At 72.0% G+C, this 21,273-nt stretch carries 20 protein-coding genes and 1 pseudogene; 20 read left to right on the top strand and 1 reads right to left on the bottom strand.

The genetic code is table 11. The annotated features are described in order from the left end of the window. The first annotated feature begins 71 nt into the window (after nucleotides 1-71). The 7 genes and pseudogenes from AB0J87_RS51885 to AB0J87_RS51855 form a co-directional block, all read left to right on the top strand. On the top strand, nucleotides 72-761 hold the full coding sequence (locus AB0J87_RS51885; RefSeq protein WP_363980482.1) for a phosphoribosylaminoimidazolesuccinocarboxamide synthase: 690 nt from the start codon (nucleotides 72-74) through the stop codon (nucleotides 759-761). Further along, complete coding sequence (locus AB0J87_RS51880) at nucleotides 758-1,459, top strand: SDR family NAD(P)-dependent oxidoreductase (protein WP_350742618.1); 702 nt, start codon at nucleotides 758-760, stop codon at nucleotides 1,457-1,459. Before AB0J87_RS51885 ends, AB0J87_RS51880 begins: the two co-directional genes overlap by 4 nt. 61 nt (nucleotides 1,460-1,520) lie before the next feature. Continuing rightward, nucleotides 1,521-2,675, top strand: coding sequence for an NAD(P)-dependent oxidoreductase (locus tag AB0J87_RS51875; RefSeq protein ID WP_363980478.1), 1,155 nt, complete (start codon nucleotides 1,521-1,523; stop codon nucleotides 2,673-2,675). Continuing rightward, nucleotides 2,672-3,628 (top strand): hypothetical protein, encoded by a 957-nt coding sequence (locus tag AB0J87_RS51870; RefSeq protein WP_363980475.1) that lies wholly within the window; start codon nucleotides 2,672-2,674, stop codon nucleotides 3,626-3,628. Before AB0J87_RS51875 ends, AB0J87_RS51870 begins: the two co-directional genes overlap by 4 nt. Further along, complete coding sequence (locus tag AB0J87_RS51865) at nucleotides 3,628-4,830, top strand: MFS transporter (protein WP_363980472.1); 1,203 nt, start codon at nucleotides 3,628-3,630, stop codon at nucleotides 4,828-4,830. The genes AB0J87_RS51870 and AB0J87_RS51865 overlap by 1 nt, the downstream gene beginning before the upstream one ends. Next, entirely contained in the window at nucleotides 4,827-5,624 is a 798-nt protein-coding gene (locus AB0J87_RS51860) for a Cof-type HAD-IIB family hydrolase (RefSeq protein ID WP_363980469.1), read from the top strand. Before AB0J87_RS51865 ends, AB0J87_RS51860 begins: the two co-directional genes overlap by 4 nt. Before the next feature lie 18 nt (nucleotides 5,625-5,642). Continuing rightward, a pseudogene (locus AB0J87_RS51855) lies at nucleotides 5,643-6,704 on the top strand (adenosylhomocysteinase); the annotation flags it as partial. On the opposite strand, the gene AB0J87_RS51850 reads toward AB0J87_RS51855, so the two are convergent. After that, entirely contained in the window at nucleotides 6,658-7,515 is an 858-nt protein-coding gene (locus tag AB0J87_RS51850) for a sigma-70 family RNA polymerase sigma factor (RefSeq protein WP_363980466.1), read from the bottom strand. The pseudogene AB0J87_RS51855 and the gene AB0J87_RS51850 overlap by 47 nt on opposite strands. A 179-nt stretch (nucleotides 7,516-7,694) precedes the next feature. On the opposite strand from AB0J87_RS51850, the gene AB0J87_RS51845 reads away from it, so the two are divergent. The 13 genes from AB0J87_RS51845 (at nucleotide 7,695) to AB0J87_RS51785 (ending at nucleotide 21,259) form a co-directional block, all read left to right on the top strand. Continuing rightward, the gene (locus AB0J87_RS51845; protein ID WP_363980463.1) at nucleotides 7,695-9,425 is read left to right on the top strand and encodes an FAD-dependent oxidoreductase; all 1,731 of its coding nucleotides are present in this window, start codon (nucleotides 7,695-7,697) and stop codon (nucleotides 9,423-9,425) included. 140 nt (nucleotides 9,426-9,565) lie between these two features. Beyond that, nucleotides 9,566-10,321 (top strand): SDR family oxidoreductase, encoded by a 756-nt coding sequence (locus AB0J87_RS51840; RefSeq protein WP_363980460.1) that lies wholly within the window; start codon nucleotides 9,566-9,568, stop codon nucleotides 10,319-10,321. Between the two features lie 155 nt (nucleotides 10,322-10,476). After that, a complete protein-coding gene (locus AB0J87_RS51835; protein WP_363980457.1) occupies nucleotides 10,477-11,268 on the top strand; it encodes a class I SAM-dependent methyltransferase in 792 nt (263 codons plus the stop codon). Next, nucleotides 11,265-11,495, top strand: coding sequence for a hypothetical protein (locus AB0J87_RS51830; protein ID WP_363980454.1), 231 nt, complete (start codon nucleotides 11,265-11,267; stop codon nucleotides 11,493-11,495). The genes AB0J87_RS51835 and AB0J87_RS51830 overlap by 4 nt, the downstream gene beginning before the upstream one ends. Nucleotides 11,496-11,529: 34 nt before the next feature. Beyond that, nucleotides 11,530-13,302, top strand: a complete 1,773-nt coding sequence (locus AB0J87_RS51825; protein WP_363980451.1) for a ferritin-like domain-containing protein — start codon at nucleotides 11,530-11,532, stop codon at nucleotides 13,300-13,302. Then, nucleotides 13,299-14,018 (top strand): alpha/beta hydrolase, encoded by a 720-nt coding sequence (locus AB0J87_RS51820; RefSeq protein ID WP_363980448.1) that lies wholly within the window; start codon nucleotides 13,299-13,301, stop codon nucleotides 14,016-14,018. The genes AB0J87_RS51825 and AB0J87_RS51820 overlap by 4 nt, the downstream gene beginning before the upstream one ends. Before the next feature lie 64 nt (nucleotides 14,019-14,082). Beyond that, entirely contained in the window at nucleotides 14,083-14,979 is an 897-nt protein-coding gene (locus AB0J87_RS51815; protein ID WP_363980445.1) for an RNA polymerase sigma-70 factor, read from the top strand. 168 nt (nucleotides 14,980-15,147) lie between these two features. Further along, nucleotides 15,148-15,858 carry a hypothetical protein gene (locus tag AB0J87_RS51810; RefSeq protein ID WP_363980442.1) on the top strand — a complete coding sequence of 237 codons (711 nt, stop codon included), beginning with the start codon at nucleotides 15,148-15,150 and terminating at the stop codon, nucleotides 15,856-15,858. Between the two features lie 50 nt (nucleotides 15,859-15,908). Beyond that, a complete protein-coding gene (locus AB0J87_RS51805; RefSeq protein WP_355203658.1) occupies nucleotides 15,909-16,397 on the top strand; it encodes an Ohr family peroxiredoxin in 489 nt (162 codons plus the stop codon). 237 nt (nucleotides 16,398-16,634) lie between these two features. Continuing rightward, complete coding sequence (rsgA, locus tag AB0J87_RS51800; RefSeq protein WP_363980439.1) at nucleotides 16,635-17,717, top strand: ribosome small subunit-dependent GTPase A; 1,083 nt, start codon at nucleotides 16,635-16,637, stop codon at nucleotides 17,715-17,717. Nucleotides 17,718-18,106: 389 nt separating this feature from the next. Then, on the top strand, nucleotides 18,107-18,616 hold the full coding sequence (locus AB0J87_RS51795) for an N-acetyltransferase (protein WP_363980591.1): 510 nt from the start codon (nucleotides 18,107-18,109) through the stop codon (nucleotides 18,614-18,616). Nucleotides 18,617-18,740: 124 nt separating this feature from the next. Continuing rightward, on the top strand, nucleotides 18,741-19,727 hold the full coding sequence (locus tag AB0J87_RS51790; protein WP_363980436.1) for an NAD-dependent epimerase/dehydratase family protein: 987 nt from the start codon (nucleotides 18,741-18,743) through the stop codon (nucleotides 19,725-19,727). Nucleotides 19,728-19,846: 119 nt separating this feature from the next. Continuing rightward, complete coding sequence (locus AB0J87_RS51785) at nucleotides 19,847-21,259, top strand: MFS transporter (protein ID WP_363980433.1); 1,413 nt, start codon at nucleotides 19,847-19,849, stop codon at nucleotides 21,257-21,259. Nucleotides 21,260-21,273 lie beyond the last annotated feature (14 nt).

The following is a 21,273-nucleotide window of genomic DNA, read 5'->3' as shown; positions in this document are numbered from 1 at the left end:
GGCTGAATTGTGCTTGACATCGCCAGTCAGAAGAATGACCATGCTGTTCTGTGACCCCTCCAAAGAATGGCATGACCGGGCCGCCTGCCGTCGAAGGTCGCAGCAAACGGATCTGGCGGCGCGACGACGGCACCTGCATGGTCGAACTGATCCCCAGCCTGCGCAGCCACACCTTCGACCGCGACGAGCTCGTGCCGGCGACCGCGCGCCTGCGCCTCGACTTCTACGAGCGTGCGGCCCGCGCGCTGCACGCCTCCGGCATCCGCACGGTGTTCAGGGAGCGGCTCGGCGAGACCACCTATCTCGCCGACTACGTGCCGGCTCCGCCCTTCGAGGTCATCGTCAAAAACCGGTCCGTCGGATCGACCGTCCGCAAGTATCCCGGTCTCTTCCCCGAAGGCCATGTCTTCCATCCTCCGGTGGTGAAGTTCGACTTCCGGATCGATCCCGAGGATCAGCCCATCGGCGAAGACTATCTGTGGGCCTACGGAGTGGATGTCGAGGAGTTCCGCCGCATTGCCCGAGAATGCAATGACTGCCTCCGCAAGTGGCTGGAGCCGCTCGAACTCTGGGATTTCTGCCTGATCATCGGCCCGAGGTCCGAAGGCGATCTCATCATCAACTCCGAAATATCGCCCGACTGCATGCGGCTGCGCGATCGCCAGGGCAACTCTCTGGACAAGGACCTGTTCCGGCAGGGGGCCGGCCACGAGCACATCGTCTCCGTCTGGTCCGAGCTGGTCGGCAGGCTCCCGGCATGACGGAGGCGCACCGCCCGGTCGCCATCGTGACCGGGGCGAACCGGGGCACCGGTCTGGCCATCGCCGCGGAGCTCCACGCGGGCGGCTGGGACGTATGGGGGCTCAACCGCACCTCGGCGGGGCGGTCCTGGCTTCCCGAAGCCCGGTGCGACCTGGAGTCGGCCGATGCGGTGACAGCCGCCGTCGAGACGGTCGCGCGCCGGCGGGGGCGGATCGACGCGCTCGTCGTCAACGCGGTGGCGCGGTCACTGGGCAGGATCGGCACGCTCAGCCTGCCCGACTGGCGGGCCGCGTTCGACGTCAACATCGTCTCCGTGCTGCCGCTGCTCCAGGCGGCCCTGCCGTACCTGCGCCCGCGCAAGGGCAGCATCGTCCTGATGGGCAGCCACGCCGGGAGCCGCTACTTCGAGGGCGGCGGGGCCTACTGCGCCAGCAAGGCGGCCCTGAAGGCGCTGGCCGAGGTGCTCCTGCTGGAAGAGCGACCGAACGGGGTCCGCACCACGCTGATCAATCCCGGCGCGATCGCCAACGAGATCGGTGACGACTCACCGTTCAAGCTGTCGACGTCCTCTGTCGCCCAAGCCGTGCGGTGGGTTGTCGAAGCACCCGCCGACACCGCGATCGGCGAGATCGAACTGCGCCCGGCGCACCTGCCCGCCATGGCCGTGACCGGCCTGAACCGGCTCCAGGCGGTCTGAAGCCGCCCGCCCGGCGTCGAGCCGCGCCGCAATCTCTCCATCTCTCCGAGGGGGACCTCCCATGACATCGATTCTCGAGCGCCAGCCCCTGCCCTCACGCGCCGGGCACGCGTCGCGTGCCTGCGACCTGCCCGTGCTGCGCAGCGCCCAGGCCGACTGGCCGATGCCGCCCGCCCGCACGATCCTGATCGCGCACCTGCTGGACACCGCGGTGCCGTACGTGCGGTCGCTGAGCCGATCCACCGAGCTCGCCCAGATCGTGCCGGTGCCCTACAGCGCCCAGCCGGAGGCGCTGTCGCTGCTGGGAGACCTTCCGGTGAGCATGCCGGCCTCGATCGAGGAGGTCGGGCCCATGGCGGTCGCCGCCGCCCAGCGGGCCGCGCGGCAGGGCGGGCCGCCCGTGATGATCCAGGAGGTCGGCGGATACTGCGCCGGGGCGGTGCGGGACCTGGCCGGGGTGCCGGGCTTTCGCGGCATCGTGGAGGACACCAAGCAAGGACAGTGGCAGTACGAGCGCGCCGCGCCGCTTCCCCTGCCGGTGTTCACCATCGCCGACAGCCCGCTGAAGGCCCTCGAGGACGTCCAGGTCGGGCGGTCCGTGGCCTACAGCGTCGAACGCCTCCTGCGGCTGCGCTTCTACCGGCTCCTCAGCGAACGCCGCGTCCTCGTGCTCGGCTACGGCGGGATAGGAACGGCCCTGGCCGAGCACCTGCGACGCACCGGAGTCCAGGTCGCCGTCTACGATCCCGACGACATCCGGATGTCCGCCGCCCTGGTGCACGGATTCCGCGTGGGCCCGCGCCAGGACCTGCTCTCCTGGGCCGAGGTGATCATCGGCGTCTCCGGCCACCGTGCCCTCACCACGGCCGACGTGCCGCACCTGCGCGACGGCGTCGTGCTGGCCAGCGGGAGCTCCAAGCAGGTCGAGTTCGACGTCAAGGGCCTGCGCCGCGCGGCGTCGACGTCGGCCGAGGTCGACGAGGTGCTCGAACTGCGGGTGGCCGACCGCACCGTCTATCTGCTCAACGACGGCAAGCCCGTGAACTTCATGGAGCACAGCATCCTCGGATCGGTCCTTGACCTGGTCTACACCGAGCTGTATTTGTGCACGCGTGAGCTGGCTCGGCAGACCTGGGCGCCGGGGCTGCACCGCCTCGACCCGGGGCTGCAGCAGGAGCTGGCGCAGCGCTGGCGTGAGGAGTACGGACAGCGGTGAATGCGATTCTCGAGAAGGTGCGGGCCCGGGTGGTCGTCGACTTCGCGACCGCCGATTCGGCCCACGACATCGGCCACGTCGACCGGGTCGCCGCCCTGGCGGGGGAGATCGCGGTCCGGACGGGCGCCGACCCGTGCATCGCGCAGGTGGCGGCGTACGTTCATGATTATCACCGGGTGGAGGAGGCCCGGCAGAACCGGCGGCCCATCCGGCCCGAGGACGCCTGCGCGGCCGTGCTGGACGTGCTGGAGGGGTGCGGAGTGCCGCAGGACTGGCATCCGCCGATCCTGCGCGCGGTCGAGCTGACGGGCCGCTACCGCTTCGCCGAGGAGGAGCTCGACGACGGGTGCGCGATCGCCGCGGCGGTGCACGACGCCGACAACCTCGACGCGATGGGGGCCATCGGCATCGGCCGGGCCTTCGCCTACGGCGGGCTGCTCGGCGAGCCGTTGTGGGACCCGGCGACCGCTCTCAAGGAGGTTTACGAGGAGGGTGAGACCTCGTCGGTGCTGGCCCATCTCTACGAGAAGCTGATCCGGCTGGAGCAGGACATGCTCACGGAGCCCGCGCGCCGGATGGCGGCCGACCGGGCGCTGCTGCTGCACCGGTTCGCCGCCGGGTTCCGAGCCGAGTGGGACAGGGGGCAGGCCGCCGGCTCGCGGGTCCGGTGGGATCCGCGTACCCGCTTCCTGTCGGTGGAGGAGCCCCGCGGTGACGCCGAGGAGCCGGTCGTCCGGGTCGGCTTCCGCGGGCCGGTCTCGCTGACCTTCGACGAGCAGGGGCAGCCGACGGCGGTCCACCTGCTGGACGTGCCGGACCTGCTGGCCACCGACGGGCGGATCGTCCTGTCCCAGGGCCGGCCGCACCACCGCATCGAGGGGATCGGGGACATCGAGCTGCAACTGCGCAAGAACCGACCGGTGGCGCTCCATCTGCACCTGCGGGGCGAGTGATGGGCTATTTCAGCCTGCTCCAGGCCCCGTACGTGACCCGGCTGCTGCTGGGGACCCTGGCCGGGAGGCTGCCCAGCGCGATGGCGGCGCTGGCGATCCCGCTGGTCCTGCGGCAGGCGGGCGCGAGCTACGACTTCGTCGGCCTGGCCGCCGGAGCGTTCGCCATCGCCGCCGCCGGCGGCGGTCCGGTGCTCGGCCGGCTGGTGGACCGGGTCGGCCAGGTCCGGGTCCTGGTGCCGGCCGCCGTCGCGGCCGGCGCGGGCCTGATCGCGATCGCGATGGCTCCCTCCGAGCCGGTGGCCGTGGTCGCGGGCGCCCTTCTGGCGGGGGCGGCGACCCCGCCGCTGGAGCCCTGCCTCCGGGTGCTGTGGCCTGATCTCGTTCCGCCCGCCCGGCTGGAGTCGGCCTACGCCATGGACTCGGCCTCCCAGGAGCTGGTCTTCGTCGGCGGTCCTCTGGTCGTGGCCGGCTGCGTGGCGGCCGGGTCCGCGGCGGGCGCCCTGTGGGTGGGGGCGCTGCTGGGCCTGCTGGGCGTGTTCGTGGTCGCCACCGCGTCGCCCACCCGCGACTGGAAGGCGCCGGTCCGCTCGCCCGACTGGCTCGGGCCGCTGCGCAGCCGCGGTCTGACCGTGCTGCTGGTGAGCCTGACCGGGGTCGGCGCCGCCATCGGCGGCCTCAACGTCCTGGTGGTCTTCTACACCGAGCACCGTTACGTGGTGGGCGGGGCGGCCACTCTGCTGGCGTTGAACGCCTTCGGCGCCCTGGTCGGGGGTCTCGGCTACGGCGCCGTGCGCTGGTCGTCCTCGCCGCCGCGGCGGACGCTGCTGCTGACGGTCGGGCTGGCCGCCGCGTACGCGTTGCTGTGCCTGGTGCCGTCCCCGCCGTACATGGCCGGCCTCATGATCCTCACCGGGCTCTTCCTCGCGCCCGTGCTGACGGCCGCGTTCGTCCTGGTCGGGAAGCTCGCGCCGGCCGGTACGGTCACCGAGGCCTTCGCCTGGCTGGTCACGCTGATGACGACGGGGATCGCCCTGGGATCGACCGCGGCGGGCCTCGTCCTGGAACACGCCACGGAGTCCTGGGCCGCGTCCGTCGGGGTGCTGGGCGTGGCCGTGGGCGTCGTCGTGCTGGCGGCCGGGCAGCGGTGCCTCGCGGTCGGGAGCGCCGACACCGCCGACGACCCCGCGGGCGCCGCCGTATGACGCGGATCCAGCTGGTCTGCACGGATCTGGACGGGGTGCTGCTCACCAGCGCCGGTGGCCTCAGCCACGACACCAGGAAGGCGCTGGCCGACGCCCGCGCCGCCGGCCTCCAGGTCATGGTCGCCACCGGGCGGCCCACCCGGGACGCTCTGGACTGGGCCCTGGAGGCCGGCCTCCGGGGCCTGCTCGCCTGCAGCAACGGCGCGGTGATCTGGGACACCCGCACCGAGCGGGTGCTGTTCGACCACTGCTTCACCGCCGACCAGCTCAGGCAGGTCTTCGTCTGGGCCGAACGGTCGGTGCGAGGCGGTGTCCTGGGGCTCGACACCGAGCACGAGCTGGTGCTGCAACCCGGCTTCGCCGACCTGGTGCCCGACTGCTGGCCCCACACCGTCTCGGCCGACCTCATCGGCCGCGCCACTCGCGGCAACCGCGCGGTCAAGGTGCTCCTGGCCCACCCCGAGCTGTCGGCGCCCCAACTCGCCGACGCGTTCGCCGGCGAGGCGGTCACCGGGCTGCGGGCCACCTTCTCCACCGCGCACTTCCTGGAGATCTCGCCGGAGCACGCGAACAAGGGCGAGGCCCTGCGATGGGCGGCCGCGCACCGGCGCATCCCCCTCACGGCCACGGCCGCCGTCGGGGACATGCCCAACGACCTTCCCATGCTCCGCGAGGCCGGCCTGCCCGCGGCCGTCGCCAACGCGCACCCCGAGGTCAAGGCGGCCGCCCGTATCCTGCTGCCCAGCAACGACGACGACGGCGTGGCCTCGCTGATCCACGCCATCCTGCGCTGACCGCTTCTGGAGACGCCGATGCCGCAGCTGGAATGGGTGCTCGGCAGCTGCCGGCTGCTGGCCGAGACCGCTGAGGAGTTCGCCCGTACTCGTCCGTTCGCCGGCCTGACGATCGGTGCGGCCAGCCATCTGGAACCCAAGACCGCCACCCTCCTCCTCGCGCTGCGGCGGGGCGGAGCGACGATCGTGGCCACCGGCAACCTGATGACCACCCAGCAGGAGACGGTGGCCGTGCTGCGGGATCGGGGGGTGAACGTCATCGGCGAGCGCACCGGCGATCCGGAGGTTCACGCCGCCCACCTGCGCGACGTGCTCGCCTGCCGGCCGGACCTGATCCTCGACAACGGCGGGGAGCTGTTCGCCCGGTTCCTGGAGGCCCCGTACGACTCGCTTGTGGGCGGGACCGAGGAGACCACCTCAGGGCGGGCGAGGCTGCTGCCGCTGCGCGAGCGGATCGCGCGGCCGCTCCTGGTCATCAACGACAGCCCGATCAAGCAGTTCGCCGAGAACGAGCACGCGGTGGGCCAGAGCGTGCTCGAGTCGTTCATGCGCATCACCAACCGGGCCACGAACGGGCTCCGGGTCACCGTCATCGGCTACGGAGCCTGCGGACGCGGCGTCGCCGGCAACTTCGGCCGGGCGCGCGCCCGCGTTTCCGTGCTCGACACGGATCCGGTGCGGCGGCTCAACGCGCTGCTCGACGGTTTCGCGGTGCCGGAGCGGGAGCAGGCGATCTCGTCCTCCGACCTCGTCGTGACCGTCACCGGGGCCGCGCGCGTCCTCACCGGGGCCGATCTCCGCCTGCTGGCCGACGGGACGATCCTGGCGAACGCCGGTCACGTCCCGTGGGAGATCGACCTGGCCGACCTCCTGGGGCAGCCCGACGTGGTCGGCACCGTCGAGCCGACCGAAGGCGTCACGAGCCTGATCCTCGGCGACGGCAGACGCGTTCACGTGCTCACCGGCGGGCACATGGTGAACCTCTCCGGGCCGCGCCCGCTGGGCAACTCGGTGGAATCGATGGATCTCGGGTTCACCCTCCAAGCCCGCTGCCTGGAGGCCATCGCGCGCGGGCTCGTGCCGGCCGGGCAGTGCGTCGTCCCTGTGCCCCCTGAGATCGACGCCAAGGTGGCGCACGCCTACGTAGCCCTCGCCAACCGGGCCCTCGCCAACCGGGCGACATGACGCGTTTCAGCGGTGCGCAGGTTCGGCTCTTCGTGCTCGCCCAGGCCACGCCGAGTCCGCTCCAGAGCCGGGAGGCCCGTACGGCGCCGTCGGAGTAGCCGATCACGTCGGCGGCGAGGAGCTCTTCGAGTGTGGTCATGTCGCCGGAGCGGGCGGCGGCGACGAAGGCGGTGAGGAGTCTGTGTTGTTCGGTTTGGGTGACGGGGGTGGGGCGGGCGATGAGGACGCGTTTGCGGGCTCTGCTGACGAGCTGGCGTACGGCGGGTTCGTTGAGTTCGAGGATGTCGGCGATCTGCCGGTAGGGGTAGTCGAACGCCTCGCGTAGCACGTAGGCGGCGCGTTCGGTGGGGGAGAGGCGTTCCAGGAGGAGCAGGACGGCGAACTCCAGGGCTTCGGCGCGTTCGGCGCCGAGGTAGGGGTCGGCGGCGGTGTCGACGGGTTCGGGCAGCCAGGGGCCGAGGTAGGTTTCGCGGCGGACGCGGGCGGATTGGGTGGCGTTGATCGCCAGCCGGGTGGTCGTGGTGGCCAGGAACGCGGCGGGGTCGTCGACGGTGGCGCGGTCGTAGGCCTGCCAGCGCAGCCAGACGTCCTGGACGAGGTCTTCGGCTTCGGTGACGCTGGCCAGCATCCGGTACGCGATCCCGAACAGGCGTGGTCGCACCCCGGCGAACACCGCCGCCGCCTGCTCCAGATCGGCCACCGCCATCGCCCCCTGCTCCGGCGTCCCCCTCGCCGGAAGTGCGATTCCTCGACTGCTACCCCCGGGACAGCGGGGACAGGCCGGTGGCCAGGTACAGGCCAGGAAGATTCTTCCTGTCACAAATCGCGGCACTACCCGGTCTTGCTCCCGTAACGGCTTTCCATCGACGCTGTCAAAGGAGCACCATGCACTCGCCAGAGCACCGGATCGCCACCTCCGTCCTGGTCATCGGCACGGGAGGAGCCGGGCTGCGGGCGGCCATCGAGCTCGCCGAGCGCGGGGTCGGCGTCCTCGCGGTGGGCAAACGGCCGAAGGCCGACGCGCACACCTCCCTCGCGGCTGGAGGCATCAACGCGGCGCTGGCCACGATGGACCCCGAGGACAGCTGGCAGCAGCACGCGGCCGACACCCTCAAGGAGAGCTATCTCCTCGCCCATCCGCAGACGGTGCAGATCGTCACCGAGGGGGCGGCGCAGGGTATCGAGGACCTCGAACGCTGGGGCATGCCGTTCGCCCGCGAACAGGACGGGCGCATCTCGCAGCGCTTCTTCGGCGCCCACACCTACCGGCGCACCGCCTACGCCGGCGACTACACCGGGCTGGAGATCCAGCGCACCCTGATCAACCGCGCGGCGCAGGTCGATGTCCCCATCCTCGACACCGTGTACATCACGCGCATTCTCGTTCGCGACAACGCGGTCTTCGGCGCGTACGGGTTCGATCTGACCGATGGCAGCCGTTACGTCATCCATGCCGACGCGGTGATCCTGGCCGCCGGGGGCCACACCCGGATCTGGCGGCGTACCTCCTCGCGCAGGGACGAGAACACCGGCGACTCCTTCCGCCTCGCCGTCCTGGCCGGCTGCCGCATCCGCGACGCCGAGCTGGTGCAGTTCCACCCCTCCGGTCTCATCGCGCCCGAGAACGCGGCCGGGACCCTCGTCTCCGAAGCCGCCCGGGGCGAGGGCGGAATCCTGCGCAACCAGCTCGGCGAGCGGTTCATGTCCAGGTACGACCCGGAGCGGATGGAGCTGTCCACGCGCGACCGCATCGCCCTGGCCGCGTACACGGAGATCAAAGAAGGCCGCGGGACCCCGAACGGCGGCGTCTGGCTGGATGTGTCGCATCTGCCACGCAAGACGATCATGACGCGGTTGCCGCGCGTCTACCAGACGCTCCTGGAACTGCAGATGCTCGACATCACCAAGGACCCGATCGAGATCGCGCCGACCGCGCACTACTCGATGGGCGGCGTCTGGGTGCGGCCCGAGGACCACGGCACCGGGGTCGACGGCCTGTACGCGATCGGGGAGGCGGCCAGCGGCCTGCACGGCGCCAACCGCCTGGGCGGCAACTCGCTCATCGAGCTCCTCGTCTTCGGCCGCATCGTCGGTCAGGCGGCGGCCGAGTACTCCGCGGGCCTCGACGCCCAGCGCCGCTCGGCCGAGGCGCTCGACGCGGCACGGGCCGAGGTGGACGACCTCCTGGCCGCGGACGGCCCCGAGAACGTACGCGCGCTGCAGCGGACCCTGCGCGACATCATGACGGAGCACGCCGGCGTGGTGCGCGACGAGGGCGGCCTGCGCAAGGGCCTGGCCGAACTGGGCGCGGCGGAGGCGCGCATCGCCGACGTCGGCGTGCATCCGGACCTGGCCGGCTTCCAGGACCTGGCCCACGCCTTCGACCTGAAGTCCGCGGCGCTGGCCGCCCGCGCGACGATCGAGACCGCCCTCGAACGTCGCGAGACCCGCGGCTGCCACAACCGCTCCGACTACCCCGAGCTCGACCCCGCGCTGCAGGTCAACCTGGTGTGGTCCGGTCCCGGATCGGTGGCCAGGGAGGCCATCCCGCCTGTTCCCGCCGAGATCGCGGCGCTCATGCGCGAGGTCTCAACCGCCGGAAAACTCGTCGAATAGCACCGGCGGCCTTGACGAGGTCTTCATCCAGAAAAAAGGAAAAGATTTCACGGCTGCTGTCACAAGCCTGAAGGCTGCCCTGTCTTAGCTGGCGACCGGTCGGCACGTGGGTGCCCCGGCGGAGAAATAAGGGGGCACCTATGAAGGTCGTCGTGGTCGGCGGGACGGGCCTGATCGGGTCGAAGGTGGTGGCCATGCTGGGGGAGCACGGTCACGAGGCGGTGGCGGCGGCGCCGAGCACCGGTGTCAACACGCTGACCGGTGAGGGGCTGGCGGAGGTGCTGGCGGGTGCGCAGGTGGTGGTGGACGTGTCGAACTCGCCGTCGTTCGAGCCCGCGGCGGTGATGGAGTTCTTCGAGACCTCCACGGGCAATCTGCTGGCCGCGGAGGCGGTGGCCGGGGTCGGTCATCATGTCGCGCTGTCGGTGGTGGGCACGGAACGGATGCCGGACAACGGCTATTTCGCGGCGAAGATCGCTCAGGAGCAGTTGATCGAGAAGTCGGGGATCCCGTTCTCGCTCGTGCACGCGACGCAGTTCTTCGAGTTCGTACGGGCCATCGCGGAGGAGGCCGCGGACGGCGACACGGTGCGGATCGCGCCGGTGCGGTTCCAGCCCATCGCGGGTGAGGAGGTCGCCCAGGCGGTCGGCCGGGTCGCGGTGGGGCAGCCGTTGAACGGCCGGGTCGAGGTGGGCGGCCCTGATGACGTCCGGATGGACGAGTTCTTCCGCGATGCCCTGGCCGCCTGGGGTGACCCGCGCACGGTGGTCGCCGACCCGCAGGCCCGTTACTACGGCAGCGTGCCGGGCGAGCGGACGCTGGTGCCCGGTGAGGACGCGATCCTCGGCACCATCCACTACCTCGACTGGGCCCGCCGGAACGCCACCGGCAAGTAGTGCGGGAGGGGTTGTTCCAGGTGCGGCGGCGACGCGGCGACCAACGGGCCCGGCCGTCATGCCCGGCCTCCGGCCCGAGCGTCGACGACTGCCATGACGGCGACCGGACGGCTGGCGGGCGACGCACGCGCCCGCGACGGGACAGGAGTTACGCAGTGACCGCATCGGCGATGGTCGCCGAGTTCGATGATGTCGCCGGCTGGACCGCCGACGCCGTCGAGCAGCTGGGGGAGCGGCACGCCATACCCGCCGCCTGCCGCGGCAGCGCGAGTCCGGCGGCACTGGCCTGGCTGGCCGAGGCGTGCGAGCTGTCGGCCGGCATCACGCTGCTGGACGTGGGCGCGGGCGCCGGCGGGCCGGCGGCCTGGGCCGCGGAGCGGTTCGGGGTCCGGCCGATCCTGCTGGAGCCGATGCCGGCCGCGCGCCGGGCCGCCGCCCGGCTGTTCGGGCTGCCGGTCGTCGCGGGGGACGGGCGACGGATTCCGCTCCGTACGGGGTCGGCCGACGCCGCCTGGTGTCTGGGGGTGCTGTGCACCGTACAGGACAAGGCCGCGGTGCTCGGCGAGATCCACCGGGTGCTGAAGCCCGGCGCCTCACTGGGGCTGCTGGTGGTCGTCGCCCGGGGCCCGCAGCTCCTTCCGGTGCCGGACGGCAACCACTTCCCCACCCAGGGGGAGCTTGTCGATCTGCTCGCCGGCGCGGGATTCGAGATCGTCGAGCAGATCGACCAGCCCGGCGGGGCGCCGCGGTCCTGGTCGCGCCGCGCCGAGCAGGTCGCCGCGATGATCGCGACCCGCCACCGGGCCGAGCCCGCGTACGCGCTGGCGGCTGACCAGGGTGAGCGCTTCACCCGCCTGTTCGCCTCCGGCCAGATCGCTGTACGGCTGATCCACGCGGTCAGCCGGTCTTCCGGACATCCGCTCAAGCCACGCATGGAGGAAAGATGAGCGTTCCCAACAGCGAGGACGGCTTCCTGTACGAGCTCCAGATCGAGGTCGAGACCGAGGTGACCCTGATCGAGGCGAGCCATCCGGAGGAGGTCGCCGAGCTGCCGGTCACCGAGTGGCTGTTCGACCCGACGGACGCCGAGCGCGAGGAGATCGGCCTGCGGGGCCTGCTCGACGCGGTCGAGGCGCTGGAGGACGGCTCCCGACCCGGCGATCACGTCGCGTGACACGCCCCCTTCCGGCAACCGAGTCAGGACACCGATGAAACACCTGGAACCCCAGCGAACCCGGATCGACACCCTCGAAAGCCTGCGCGAGCACCTGCAGTGGGCGATCGAGCTGGAACACGCGACCCTGCCGCCGTACCTGTGCGCGCTGTACTCGCTCGACCCGGAGCGCAACCCCGAAGCGGTCGAGGTCGTGGGCAGTGTCTTCGTCGAGGAGATGCTGCACCTGGCGCTGGCCGCCAACCTGCTCAACGCCGTCGGCGGCCGGCCGCGGCTGGACACGCCGGGGATGTTGCCGCCGCACCCCCGCCCCCTGCCCCACGGCTCGCTGGAGCTGTCCCTGGTGCCCTTCGGGCCGGAAGCCCTCGAGATGTTCCTGCGGATCGAACAACCGGCACCGCCCGGCGCCCCGGCCGAAGCCGACGGCTACGAGACGATCGGCCAGTTCTACGCCGCCATCGAGGAGGGTCTGCGCCACCTGTGCGAACGGCTCGGCGAGCAGGCGGTCTTCAGCGGCGACCCGGCCCGCCAGGTGAGCGCCGACCACTTCCGCCACACCGCCGGGCACCTGGTCCAGGTCGGTGACCTCGCCTCGGCGCTGGCCGCGCTGGAGGAGATCGTCGAGCAGGGCGAGGGCACCGCCCGCGGCGGCGTCTGGGACGGCGACCAGGACGTCTTCCACCCCGAACGCCAAGAAGTCGGACATTACTACCGCTTCCAGGAGCTCAAGCTCGGCCGCCGCTACCAGCGGGGCGACACCCCCCAGTCCGGGCCCACCGGCGAGACGATCTCGGTGGACCCGACCGGCGTACGTCCGATGCGCCACAACCCGCGGCTGTCCGACCACGAGCCGGGCAGCGCGATCAGGACCGCGCAGGAAGAGTTCAACCACACCTACTGCGCGGTCCTGCACCTGCTTGAACGGGCGTTCAACGGCAGTCCGAAGCTGCTCGGGGCCGCCACCGGCACCATGTACGCGCTCAAGGGCCAGGCCCGGGCCCTGATGCGGATGCCCGACGGAGACGGCACCACCGCCGGTCCCACCTTCGAGTACGTGCCGCCCGAGCTGCGCCGGTGGAGCGTCGGCGACCGGCAGCGGATCGTCGTGCTGCGCGACGGCCCGTACGTCGTGTACGGCGGCGTCCCCCTCAGACGCAAGCGCAAGATCGTCTCTGCCGAGAACAACGACGCGCTGACCTGGAAGACCGGCGAGCCCCTGGAGACCGAGGACACCTACGCGCTGTGCCGCTGCGGTCACTCGTCGTCGAAGCCGTTCTGCGACGGGACCCACGCCGTGATCGGGTTCGACGGCACGGAGAGCGCGGTCATGCGGCCGTACAAGGAGCTGCAGCACGTGCACGACGGGGTGGGCATCTCGGCCCAGCGGGTGGGGGAGCTGTGCGTCCATGCCGCCTTCTGCATCGGGCGCACCAGGCCGATCGCCGCGATGCTCGCCGACACCGGCGACAGCGACGTGCGTTCCGCCGTCATGGGCCGCATCGACCACTGCCCCTCCGGCTCCTACAGCTACGCCCTGGAGCGCGGCGGCGAGACGATCGAGCCGGACCTGCCGCAGGCGATCTCGGTCCTGGAGGAAGAGGACGGGCTGGCGAGCGCGCTGTGGGTCACCGGCAAGGTGCCGGTCGTGCGGTCGGACGGCCGGCCGCTGGAGGCCCGCAACCGGATGACGCTGTGCCGTTGCGGCCATTCCGGCAACAAGCCGTTGTGCGACGGCACCCACCGGGAGATCGGCTTCCGCGAGGAACCCCGGCCCGCCGAACTGAACGCAGGGAAGGTCCACTCATGAGCGAGCAGCCCGTCATCGTCCTGGTCCACGGCGCCTTCGCCGAATCGGCCGGCTGGAACCGCGTCATCCGGCGCCTGCACGATCGCGGGTTGACCGCCGTCGCCGCGGCGAACCCGCTGCGCAGCGTGGAGGGCGATGCCGCGTACGTGCGTGACGTGATCAACGGGATCGGCCGTCCGGTCGTCCTGGTCGGCCATTCGTACGGCGGCATGGTGATCACGGAGGCGGCGGCCGGCAACCCGGCCGTGCAGGCCCTGGTCTACGTGGCCGCGTTCGCCCCCGAGCCGGGTGAGAGCGCGTTCCTGCTGTCGGGAAAGTTCGAGGGGAGCACCCTCGGCGGCGCGCTGGAAGCCTACCCGGTCGCCTCCGGCGGCAACGAGTTCCGCATCGCCGCGGACAAGTTCCACCACCAGTTCTGCGCCGACGTGGACGCCGACGAGGCCGCCCTGATGGCCGCCACCCAGCGGCCGGTGACCGAACGGGCGCTCACCGACGGGCTGGCGGCGAGCGAGCCGGGCTGGCATACCAAACCGTCGTGGTTCGTCCACGGCGAGCGTGACCTCAGCATCCCGGCCGCGGCGTTGCGCTTCATGGCGGAACGGGCCGGGTCTCGGGGCACCCGCGAGGTCGCCGGGGCCTCGCATGCGATCGCGACGTCCCAGCCTGACGCCGTGGCCGCCGCCGTCCTCGACGCCGTCGGCCACGTACGGGGCTGAACGGGGCTCGCCCGGCCGGGGGACGGATCGATGTGGAGAGCGAAGGCGTGGGGGAATCATGCAAGTGGGATCACTGAAACAGGCAAACGCGCTCGAACGGGCCGCGTCCGCCTTCGTCGAGCTGCGCCCGCGGCTGTTCGGCATCGCCTATCGGATGCTCGGCAGCGCGGTGGAAGCCGAGGACGTCCTTCAGGAAGTCTGGTTGCGCTGGCAGAACACCGACCGCTCGACCGTCGAGAATCCTCCGGCCTTCCTGGCGTTGATCACCACCCGCCTGGCCATCAACGTCGCCCAGTCCGCCCGTTCGCGGCGCGAGGCCTACATCGGGCCCTGGCTCCCCGAACCGGTGGACACCAGCATGGACCCGACGCTGGGCGCCGAACGGGGTGAAGCGCTCGAACTCGCCTTCCTGCTGCTGCTCGAGAGGCTCACCCCCACCGAGCGGGCCGCGTACGTGCTGCGCGAGGCCTTCGTCTACCCCTATCCGCAGATCGCGGAGATCCTGCAGGTCAGCACGGTCAACGCGCGCCAGCTCGTCAGCCGCGCCCGTAAACGGCTGACCGCCGCACGGCGCGAGCCCATCGACAAGACGGAGCATCGGCGCCTCCTGGCGGTCTTCCTGGACGCCGCGCAGACGGGGAACATCGCCGCCCTCGAAGGCCTCTTCGCCGAGGACGTCGTCAGCTCCTCCGACGGCAACGGCATCCGAGGGGCGGCGCGCTTCCCCCTGCTGGGCAGCCGCCGCGTGGCGAAGTTCCTGGCCGCGTACGCGCCGAGGTTCTGGCCGGGCGCCAAACTGACCTGGGTCGAGGTGAACGGGCGCGCCGGTGTGCTCGTCCCCCGCAACCGGACCGAGGTCACCCTGCTCACCATCGAGGCCTCGCCGGAGGGCATCCACCACGTCATGTGGATCGTCAACCCGGCCAAACTCGGCGCGTACGACCGCTCACGAGGAGGTTAGACGTTCGGCTTCTGTGGGGTGTCACAACTTGAGCGGCTGTCCTGTCTTAACTGCCGACTCCGAAAGAACAGAGGACATCGTGCGGACGACCTCGTTGCCCGGCGGCCACGCCGGCACCTTCACAGCATGGATACAGGCCTGCTCTCCTGGCCGTGAGGGTGGCCGGACATGGCCGACGTGAGCGCCGGGACGCTGGCGGAGATGCTCGACGAGCGGCAGCACCTGCTCGAGATCGCCTTGTGGATGTTCGGCTCGGAGAGCACGGCTGACCGGATCGTCCAGGAGACCTATCGCCGCTGGTACGCCCTCGACGACGAGGAACGCGCCGGCATCGCGGTGCCGCGCGCCTGGCTGACGCGGGTCGCCGGAGGCATCTGCCTGGAACTGCTCGCCGCCCCCGGCCCCCTGCCCGGACCGGGTACGCCCGGAGCGCCGTCCCCCGCCGCCGCCCCGGCACCCCGCTCCCAGCCCGCCAGGCGCCCGGCACACCAGCAGGCCAGGCCGGACCAGGGGATGCTCGTCCGGCACGACCGGGTCGCGCGCCGCTTCGCCGCGGCCTGCGACCTGGGGGACACGGCGGCGCTGCGGGAGGTCCTGGCCGCGGACGCGATCGTCGTCAGCGACGGTGGCGGCAAACTGCGCGCCCCCGTACGCCCCACCTACGGCGCGGACGCGGTCGCCCGGTTCGTCACGTCCTTGCTGGCCGGCCGGCCCGGCACCGAGGTGGCCGTCGAGTCCGTGAACGGCCGGACGGGCCTGGTGCTGCGCCAGGCGGGCCGGGCCGTGGCGGTGGTCGGCGTGAGCGTCGCCGAAGCCGAGATCACCGCGGTGTGGATCGTCCTGAACCCCGACAAGTTGCAGCGCTGGCACCGCCCATGACCAGCATGCCCTCACCCCAGGCGCCCCGTGCGCCGCTGAAAGGCGGACCGGTGAACGAACCGATGCTGTCCACGGAGCACGACTACAGCGGCTCCACGTTCAAACCCCTCTATGTCACGCGCGTCGCCGTCAGCGGCGGCAGCTCCGCCCACGGCCGGGCCACCGGCCGGGCCCGCTCCGCCGACGGCACCCTCGACCTGCAGCTGCGGATGCCCGAGGAGCTCGGCGGCGACAACCCCGGCCCGAACCCCGAGCAGCTCTTCGCCGCCGGATACGCCGCCTGCTTCCATGGCGCCCTCAGCCTGCTGGCCCGCCGGCACCTCCTCGACCCCGCGTCGATCACCGTGGAGGCGAGCGTGGCCTTCGGCCGCGACCCGGCCGACGGCGGCTACCAGCTGAGCGCCGACCTTGTCGTGACCTGGCCCGGAGCCGACCCCGACCGGGTCACCCCGCTGCTCGCCCAGGCGACCGCGCTGTGTCCGTACGCCAAGATGACCCGCCAGGGCATCCCCGCCACCATCAACCTCGCCACCCCCTGATCTTTGCGGGTGGCTGCTCATGCTGCTACCTTGTCCAACGCAAGACACGTTCGTGACAACAGGAACTCTTCGAGGGAGGTGAGGTTAAATGACCGTCGTGGTGATGGCTGCCATCTGCGGCACTCGGTCCATCCTCACGTCCCCGGGCCTTGGCTGACCTTTCGAGGCGCCTTCCCTGGCACGGATGCGGCATGTCCCATCCGCCAAGGCCCCTTTTCTGCAAAGGGTTCCATTCCGTTGTCATTCGAGCATTCCTTTGACGATGGCCTGTCCGCGTACGGTTGGGACGCAGGGCTCGAACAGTCCTTCGCCTCCTACCGCTCCGCGAGGCTCATTCCCGCCCGCGTGGTCGGCGTCGATCGCGGCGCCTGCGACGTCATCACCGAAACCGGCCCGCTCCGGGCCCGCCTTTCGCTCCCGGCGGTGCCGGATCCGGTCGAGTCCCCGTGCACGGGCGACTGGGCGGCGCTGCGGCCCGGCCCCACGCCCGAGCTGGTCGCGCTGCTGCCACGGCGCGGTGTCATCGTCCGGTCATCTGCGTCGCGTACCTCCTACGGTCAGGCCCTGGCCGCCAACGTCGACACGGCGGTCGTGGCCGTCTCACTCGGCGGCCCGCTGAATCCGAGCCGGATCGAGCGGCTGCTGGCGCTGGCGTGGGAGAGCGGCGCCCAGCCCGTGATCGTCCTGACCAAGGCCGACCAGTCGGCCGATCCCGGCCAGGCGGTGACCGCCATCACCGAGCTCGCCCCGGGTGTGGAGATCATCGCCACCAGCGCCGCCACCGGCCAGGGCATGGACGCGCTCGCCGCGGCGCTCACCGGCACCGTGGTCCTGCTCGGCCCGTCCGGAGCGGGCAAGTCCACGCTGGGCAACGCGCTGCTGGGCACCGAGGTCCTGGAGACCGGCGACGTACGCGCGCAAGACGGCAAGGGCCGGCACACCACGGTCCGCCGCAGTCTGGTCCCGCTTCCCGGCGGCGGCGTGCTGATCGACACCCCCGGTCTGCGCGGCGTCGGCCTCCTGGACGCCGACGAGGGCCTGCAGCAGGTCTTCGCCGACATCGAGGAGCTCGCCCAGCAGTGCCGCTTCGGCGACTGCGACCACGACTCCGAGCCCGGCTGCGCGGTCCAGGCGGCCATCGCCTCAGGTGATCTGAGCGAACGCCGCCTCGACAGCTACCGCAAGCTCCAGCGCGAGAACGCCTGGGCCAGCTCCCGCAGCGACGCGCGCCTGCGCGCCCAGCACGACGATCGCAAGAAGGCGATCACCCGCTCGCTGCGTGAGACCTACGCCTTCCGGGACCGGCAGCGCCGGTCGTGACCCGGGCGCGGGCATGCCCCGCGGCCCGCTGCCTCTCTTCTATTGAAGGAACATCTGGCACAGTGCCCGATTTCAACGATGACGCGATCATCAACGCGTTCTACGACCTGCATCGCGACCTGCCCCGCCAGGGGCCCGGCTCCGATGCCACCACGCAGCGGCTGCTGACCCTGGCCGGCCCGCTGCCCGACGGGCCCAGGACGCTGGACCTGGGCTGCGGTCCAGGCCGCGCCGCACTGCTGCTGGCCCCCGGCGGCGTCCTGGTGGTCACCGAATGCGAATGGACCACCCCGACCCCGCCCCGGACCTGCGCGCCTAGCCGGTACGCCTACACCGGCTACGTCCTGCGTACCGCCACCACCAGCCCCACGACGAGAGACGAGAACACCATGTCGCACACCTGGATCACCCGCGCCGAGACCCCGCAGGACATCCCCGCCATCCGCACGGTCGCCCTCGGCGCCTTCCCCACGCCGCTGGAGGCCGACCTCATCGAGGCGCTGCGCGTCGATGAGGCCTGGTCGCCCGAGCTGTCCATCGTCGCCCAGACCCCCGACGGCACCGTGGCCGGGTACGCGCTGCTCACCCGCTGCCACGTCGGCGCCGCTCCGGCCCTGGCGCTGGGCCCGTGCGCGGTCCTGCCGGAGTACCAGAAGACCGGCGCCGGCTCGGCCGCCATCCGCGCCGGTCTCCAGGCCGCACGCGACAAGGGCGAGAACCTCGTCCTCGTGCTCGGCCACCCGGAGTACTACCCGCGCTTCGGCTTCACCCCGGCCTCGGCGTATGGGATCCGCCCCTCCTTCGAGGTGCCCGACGAGGCGATGATGGCCCTCGTCTTCGACGACGCCATCGCGGTGCCCAGCGGCACCATCGTCTACCCCGCGCCCTTCGGCGTCTGACGCTCAACGGGCCTGCCCGGGGCGAACCGCGTCCCGGGCAGGCCCCGCTCCGCTCTCGGCGAATCCGGTGCGCTGTCAGTGAACCTGGCTGGGTGCTCGGCGTTCGCGATGATTGGGTGTCGGGATGGAGATCTTGGTTTTGGGGGGAACGGCCTGGCTGGGCCGGGAGCTGTCGCGGCAGGCGATCGAGCGCGGCCATCAGGTGACATGCCTGGCGCGCGGCGAGAGTGGCCAGGTGGCGGACGGAGCGAGACTGGTGGCCGCCGACCGGCGTGATCCTTCGGCGTACGAGCTGCTGCTCGACCGGGAATGGGACGCCGTCATCGAGGTGTCATGGCAGCCGGGCTTCGTCCGCGAGGCCCTGCACGCGCTGGGCGACCGGGCCCGGCACTGGACCTACGTCTCCTCCGTCAGCGCCTACGCCTCCCACGCCGCGCCGGACGCCGACGAGTCCACGGCCCTGCTCCCCGCGACCGATCGCGACGAGGTCGACCGCGACCTGTACGGCGAGGCGAAGGCCGCCTGCGAGCTGGCGTCCACGGCGGCCGTGGGCGAGCGCCTGCTCATCGCCCGCGCCGGCCTCATCGGCGGCCCGGGCGATCACAGCGGACGCACCGGCTACTGGGCGGCCCGTGCCGCCCGCGACCGGCAGGGGCCGATGCTGGTGCCCGACGCGCCGCACCTGCCGACCCAGGCGATCGACGCACGCGACCTGGCAGCCTGGCTGCTGGACGCCGGCGAGAAGGGCGTCGCCGGCACCTTCGACGCCGTCGGGCCGGTCGTTCCGTTCGGGGAGTGGATCGAGTTGTCCCGTGCCGCCGGCGGGCACACCGGCCCGGTGGTCACCGCCGAGTCGGCATGGCTGCTGGCCAACGGCGTGGCCGAGTGGATGGGGCCCGAGTCGCTGCCGATGTGGCTGGTCGAGCCGGGCTGGGAAGGGTTCGCGTCCCGGACCGGGGCCGCGGCGCATGCCGCGGGGCTGCGCCATCGGCCCCGGGCGGAGATGCTGGCCGACACGCTGGATTGGGAGCGCGAGCAGGGGCTGGAGCGCGGCCGGCGCGCCGGCCTCAGCGCCCAGCGCGAGCGCGAACTGCTCGACGCCCTCGGCTGACGGCCCGCGCGGGCCGGGGTTCCACCGCGGGTTGAAGCTCTCCCGCCGCCCGGCCCAGCGCCGTCGCCCGGCGGGCGGCGCAGACTCTCCGGGACCGGTTCAACGACAGCCTTGAAGCCATGAGTGCTGACGACTACGAACCGATATCCGGGCAAGCCCACGCCGAGGTGGGGCTGCCGGGTCCGATGATCGTGCTGGCCGGCGGGGTGCTGGTCGGTGCGATCAACATCTACCTCGCGGCGAGCCTGCTGCCGACCGCGGTGGCCGACCTCGGCGGCGCGGGCTTCTACGCCTGGAACATGACCATCTACCTCGTCGCCATGGTGATCGCGACGATGCTCGCCGGCCGGTTCCTGTCCCGGTGGGGGAACGTCGGCGCGTACCTGCTGGGCTTCGCCGTCTTCACGGCGGGTTCGCTGGCCTGCGCGCTGAGCCCGGCGATGGCGGTGCTGCTGGCCTCGCGCGGCGTCCAGGGGTTCGGGGCGGGGCTGCTGTCGGGGCTGGGGTTCGCCGTCATCCGGTCGGCGCTGCCGCCCCGGCTCTGGACGCGCGGCACCGCGCTGATGTCGGCGATGTACGGTGTCGGCAACTTCGCCGGTCCGGCGCTCGGGGGCCTGTTCGCCCAGCTGGGCTCGTGGCGGCTGGCGTTCGCGGTGATGGCGGCGGTCTCGGCGGCGTGCGGCGCGCTCGTGCCCCGCGTGCTGCCGGGACGCGGACATGACCGGGACCTGCGCCCGCCGGTCCCGGTCATGTCCCTGCTGCTGGTCATGGCGGCCGCCGGGGCCGTGAGCGTGGCGGGGGTGCTGGCGGGCACGCCGGCGAAGGCGGCCGGCATCGGGGCGGCGGCGCTGCTGATGGCCGGGTTCGTCATCCATGAGCGGGGCAGTGACCTGCGGGTCTTCCCGCAGGCGACGTACCGGAGCGGTTCGTCGTTGAAGTGGGTCTATCTGACGCTGGGGCTGCTGGCCTGCGGGGTCGCGGCCGAGTCGTTCCTGCCGCTGTTCGGTCAGCGGCTGGCCGGGCTGGCGCCGCTCGTGGCGGGGTTCTTCGCCGCGGCCATCTCGTTGGGCTGGTCGCTCACCCAGATCGGCAGCGCGTCGGTGACGAGCGGGCGCGCGGTGCGCCGGCTGCGCGTGCTCGGCCCGGTGCTGCTGGCCGCGGGCCTGCTCGTCCAGGGGCTGCTGCAGCGTGAGGAGACGCCGCTGTGGCTGGTGGCGGTGTGGGTGCCGGTGCTGTTCGCGGCCGGGGCGGGCATCGGGCTGGCCTATCCGCACCTGTCGGTGGCCGCGATGTCCAGCACGCGGGATCCGGAGGAGGGCAGGCAGGCGGCCGCGGGGATCGCCACGGTGACGAGTCTGTCGATCGCGTTCGGCACGGCGGTGGCGGGCGTCCTGGTCAACCTGGGCGGCGGGTCGATGCTCGACTCGGCGAGGTACGTGTTGTTCGGGCTCGCGCTCCTGTGCGCACTCGGCGCCCTGACCGCACACGCGGCGAACCGGACGGACCCCGCGCTCGCCGCCGATCGCGATTGACGCTGCCGTGGTCA

Origin of the sequence: Nonomuraea sp. NPDC049625, from assembly GCF_040675285.1 — a bacterium.
Classification (GTDB): domain Bacteria; phylum Actinomycetota; class Actinomycetes; order Streptosporangiales; family Streptosporangiaceae; genus Nonomuraea; species Nonomuraea angiospora_A.
Note: the sequence above shows the minus strand (reverse complement) of the source record. Positions and strands in the feature narration are given on the sequence as shown.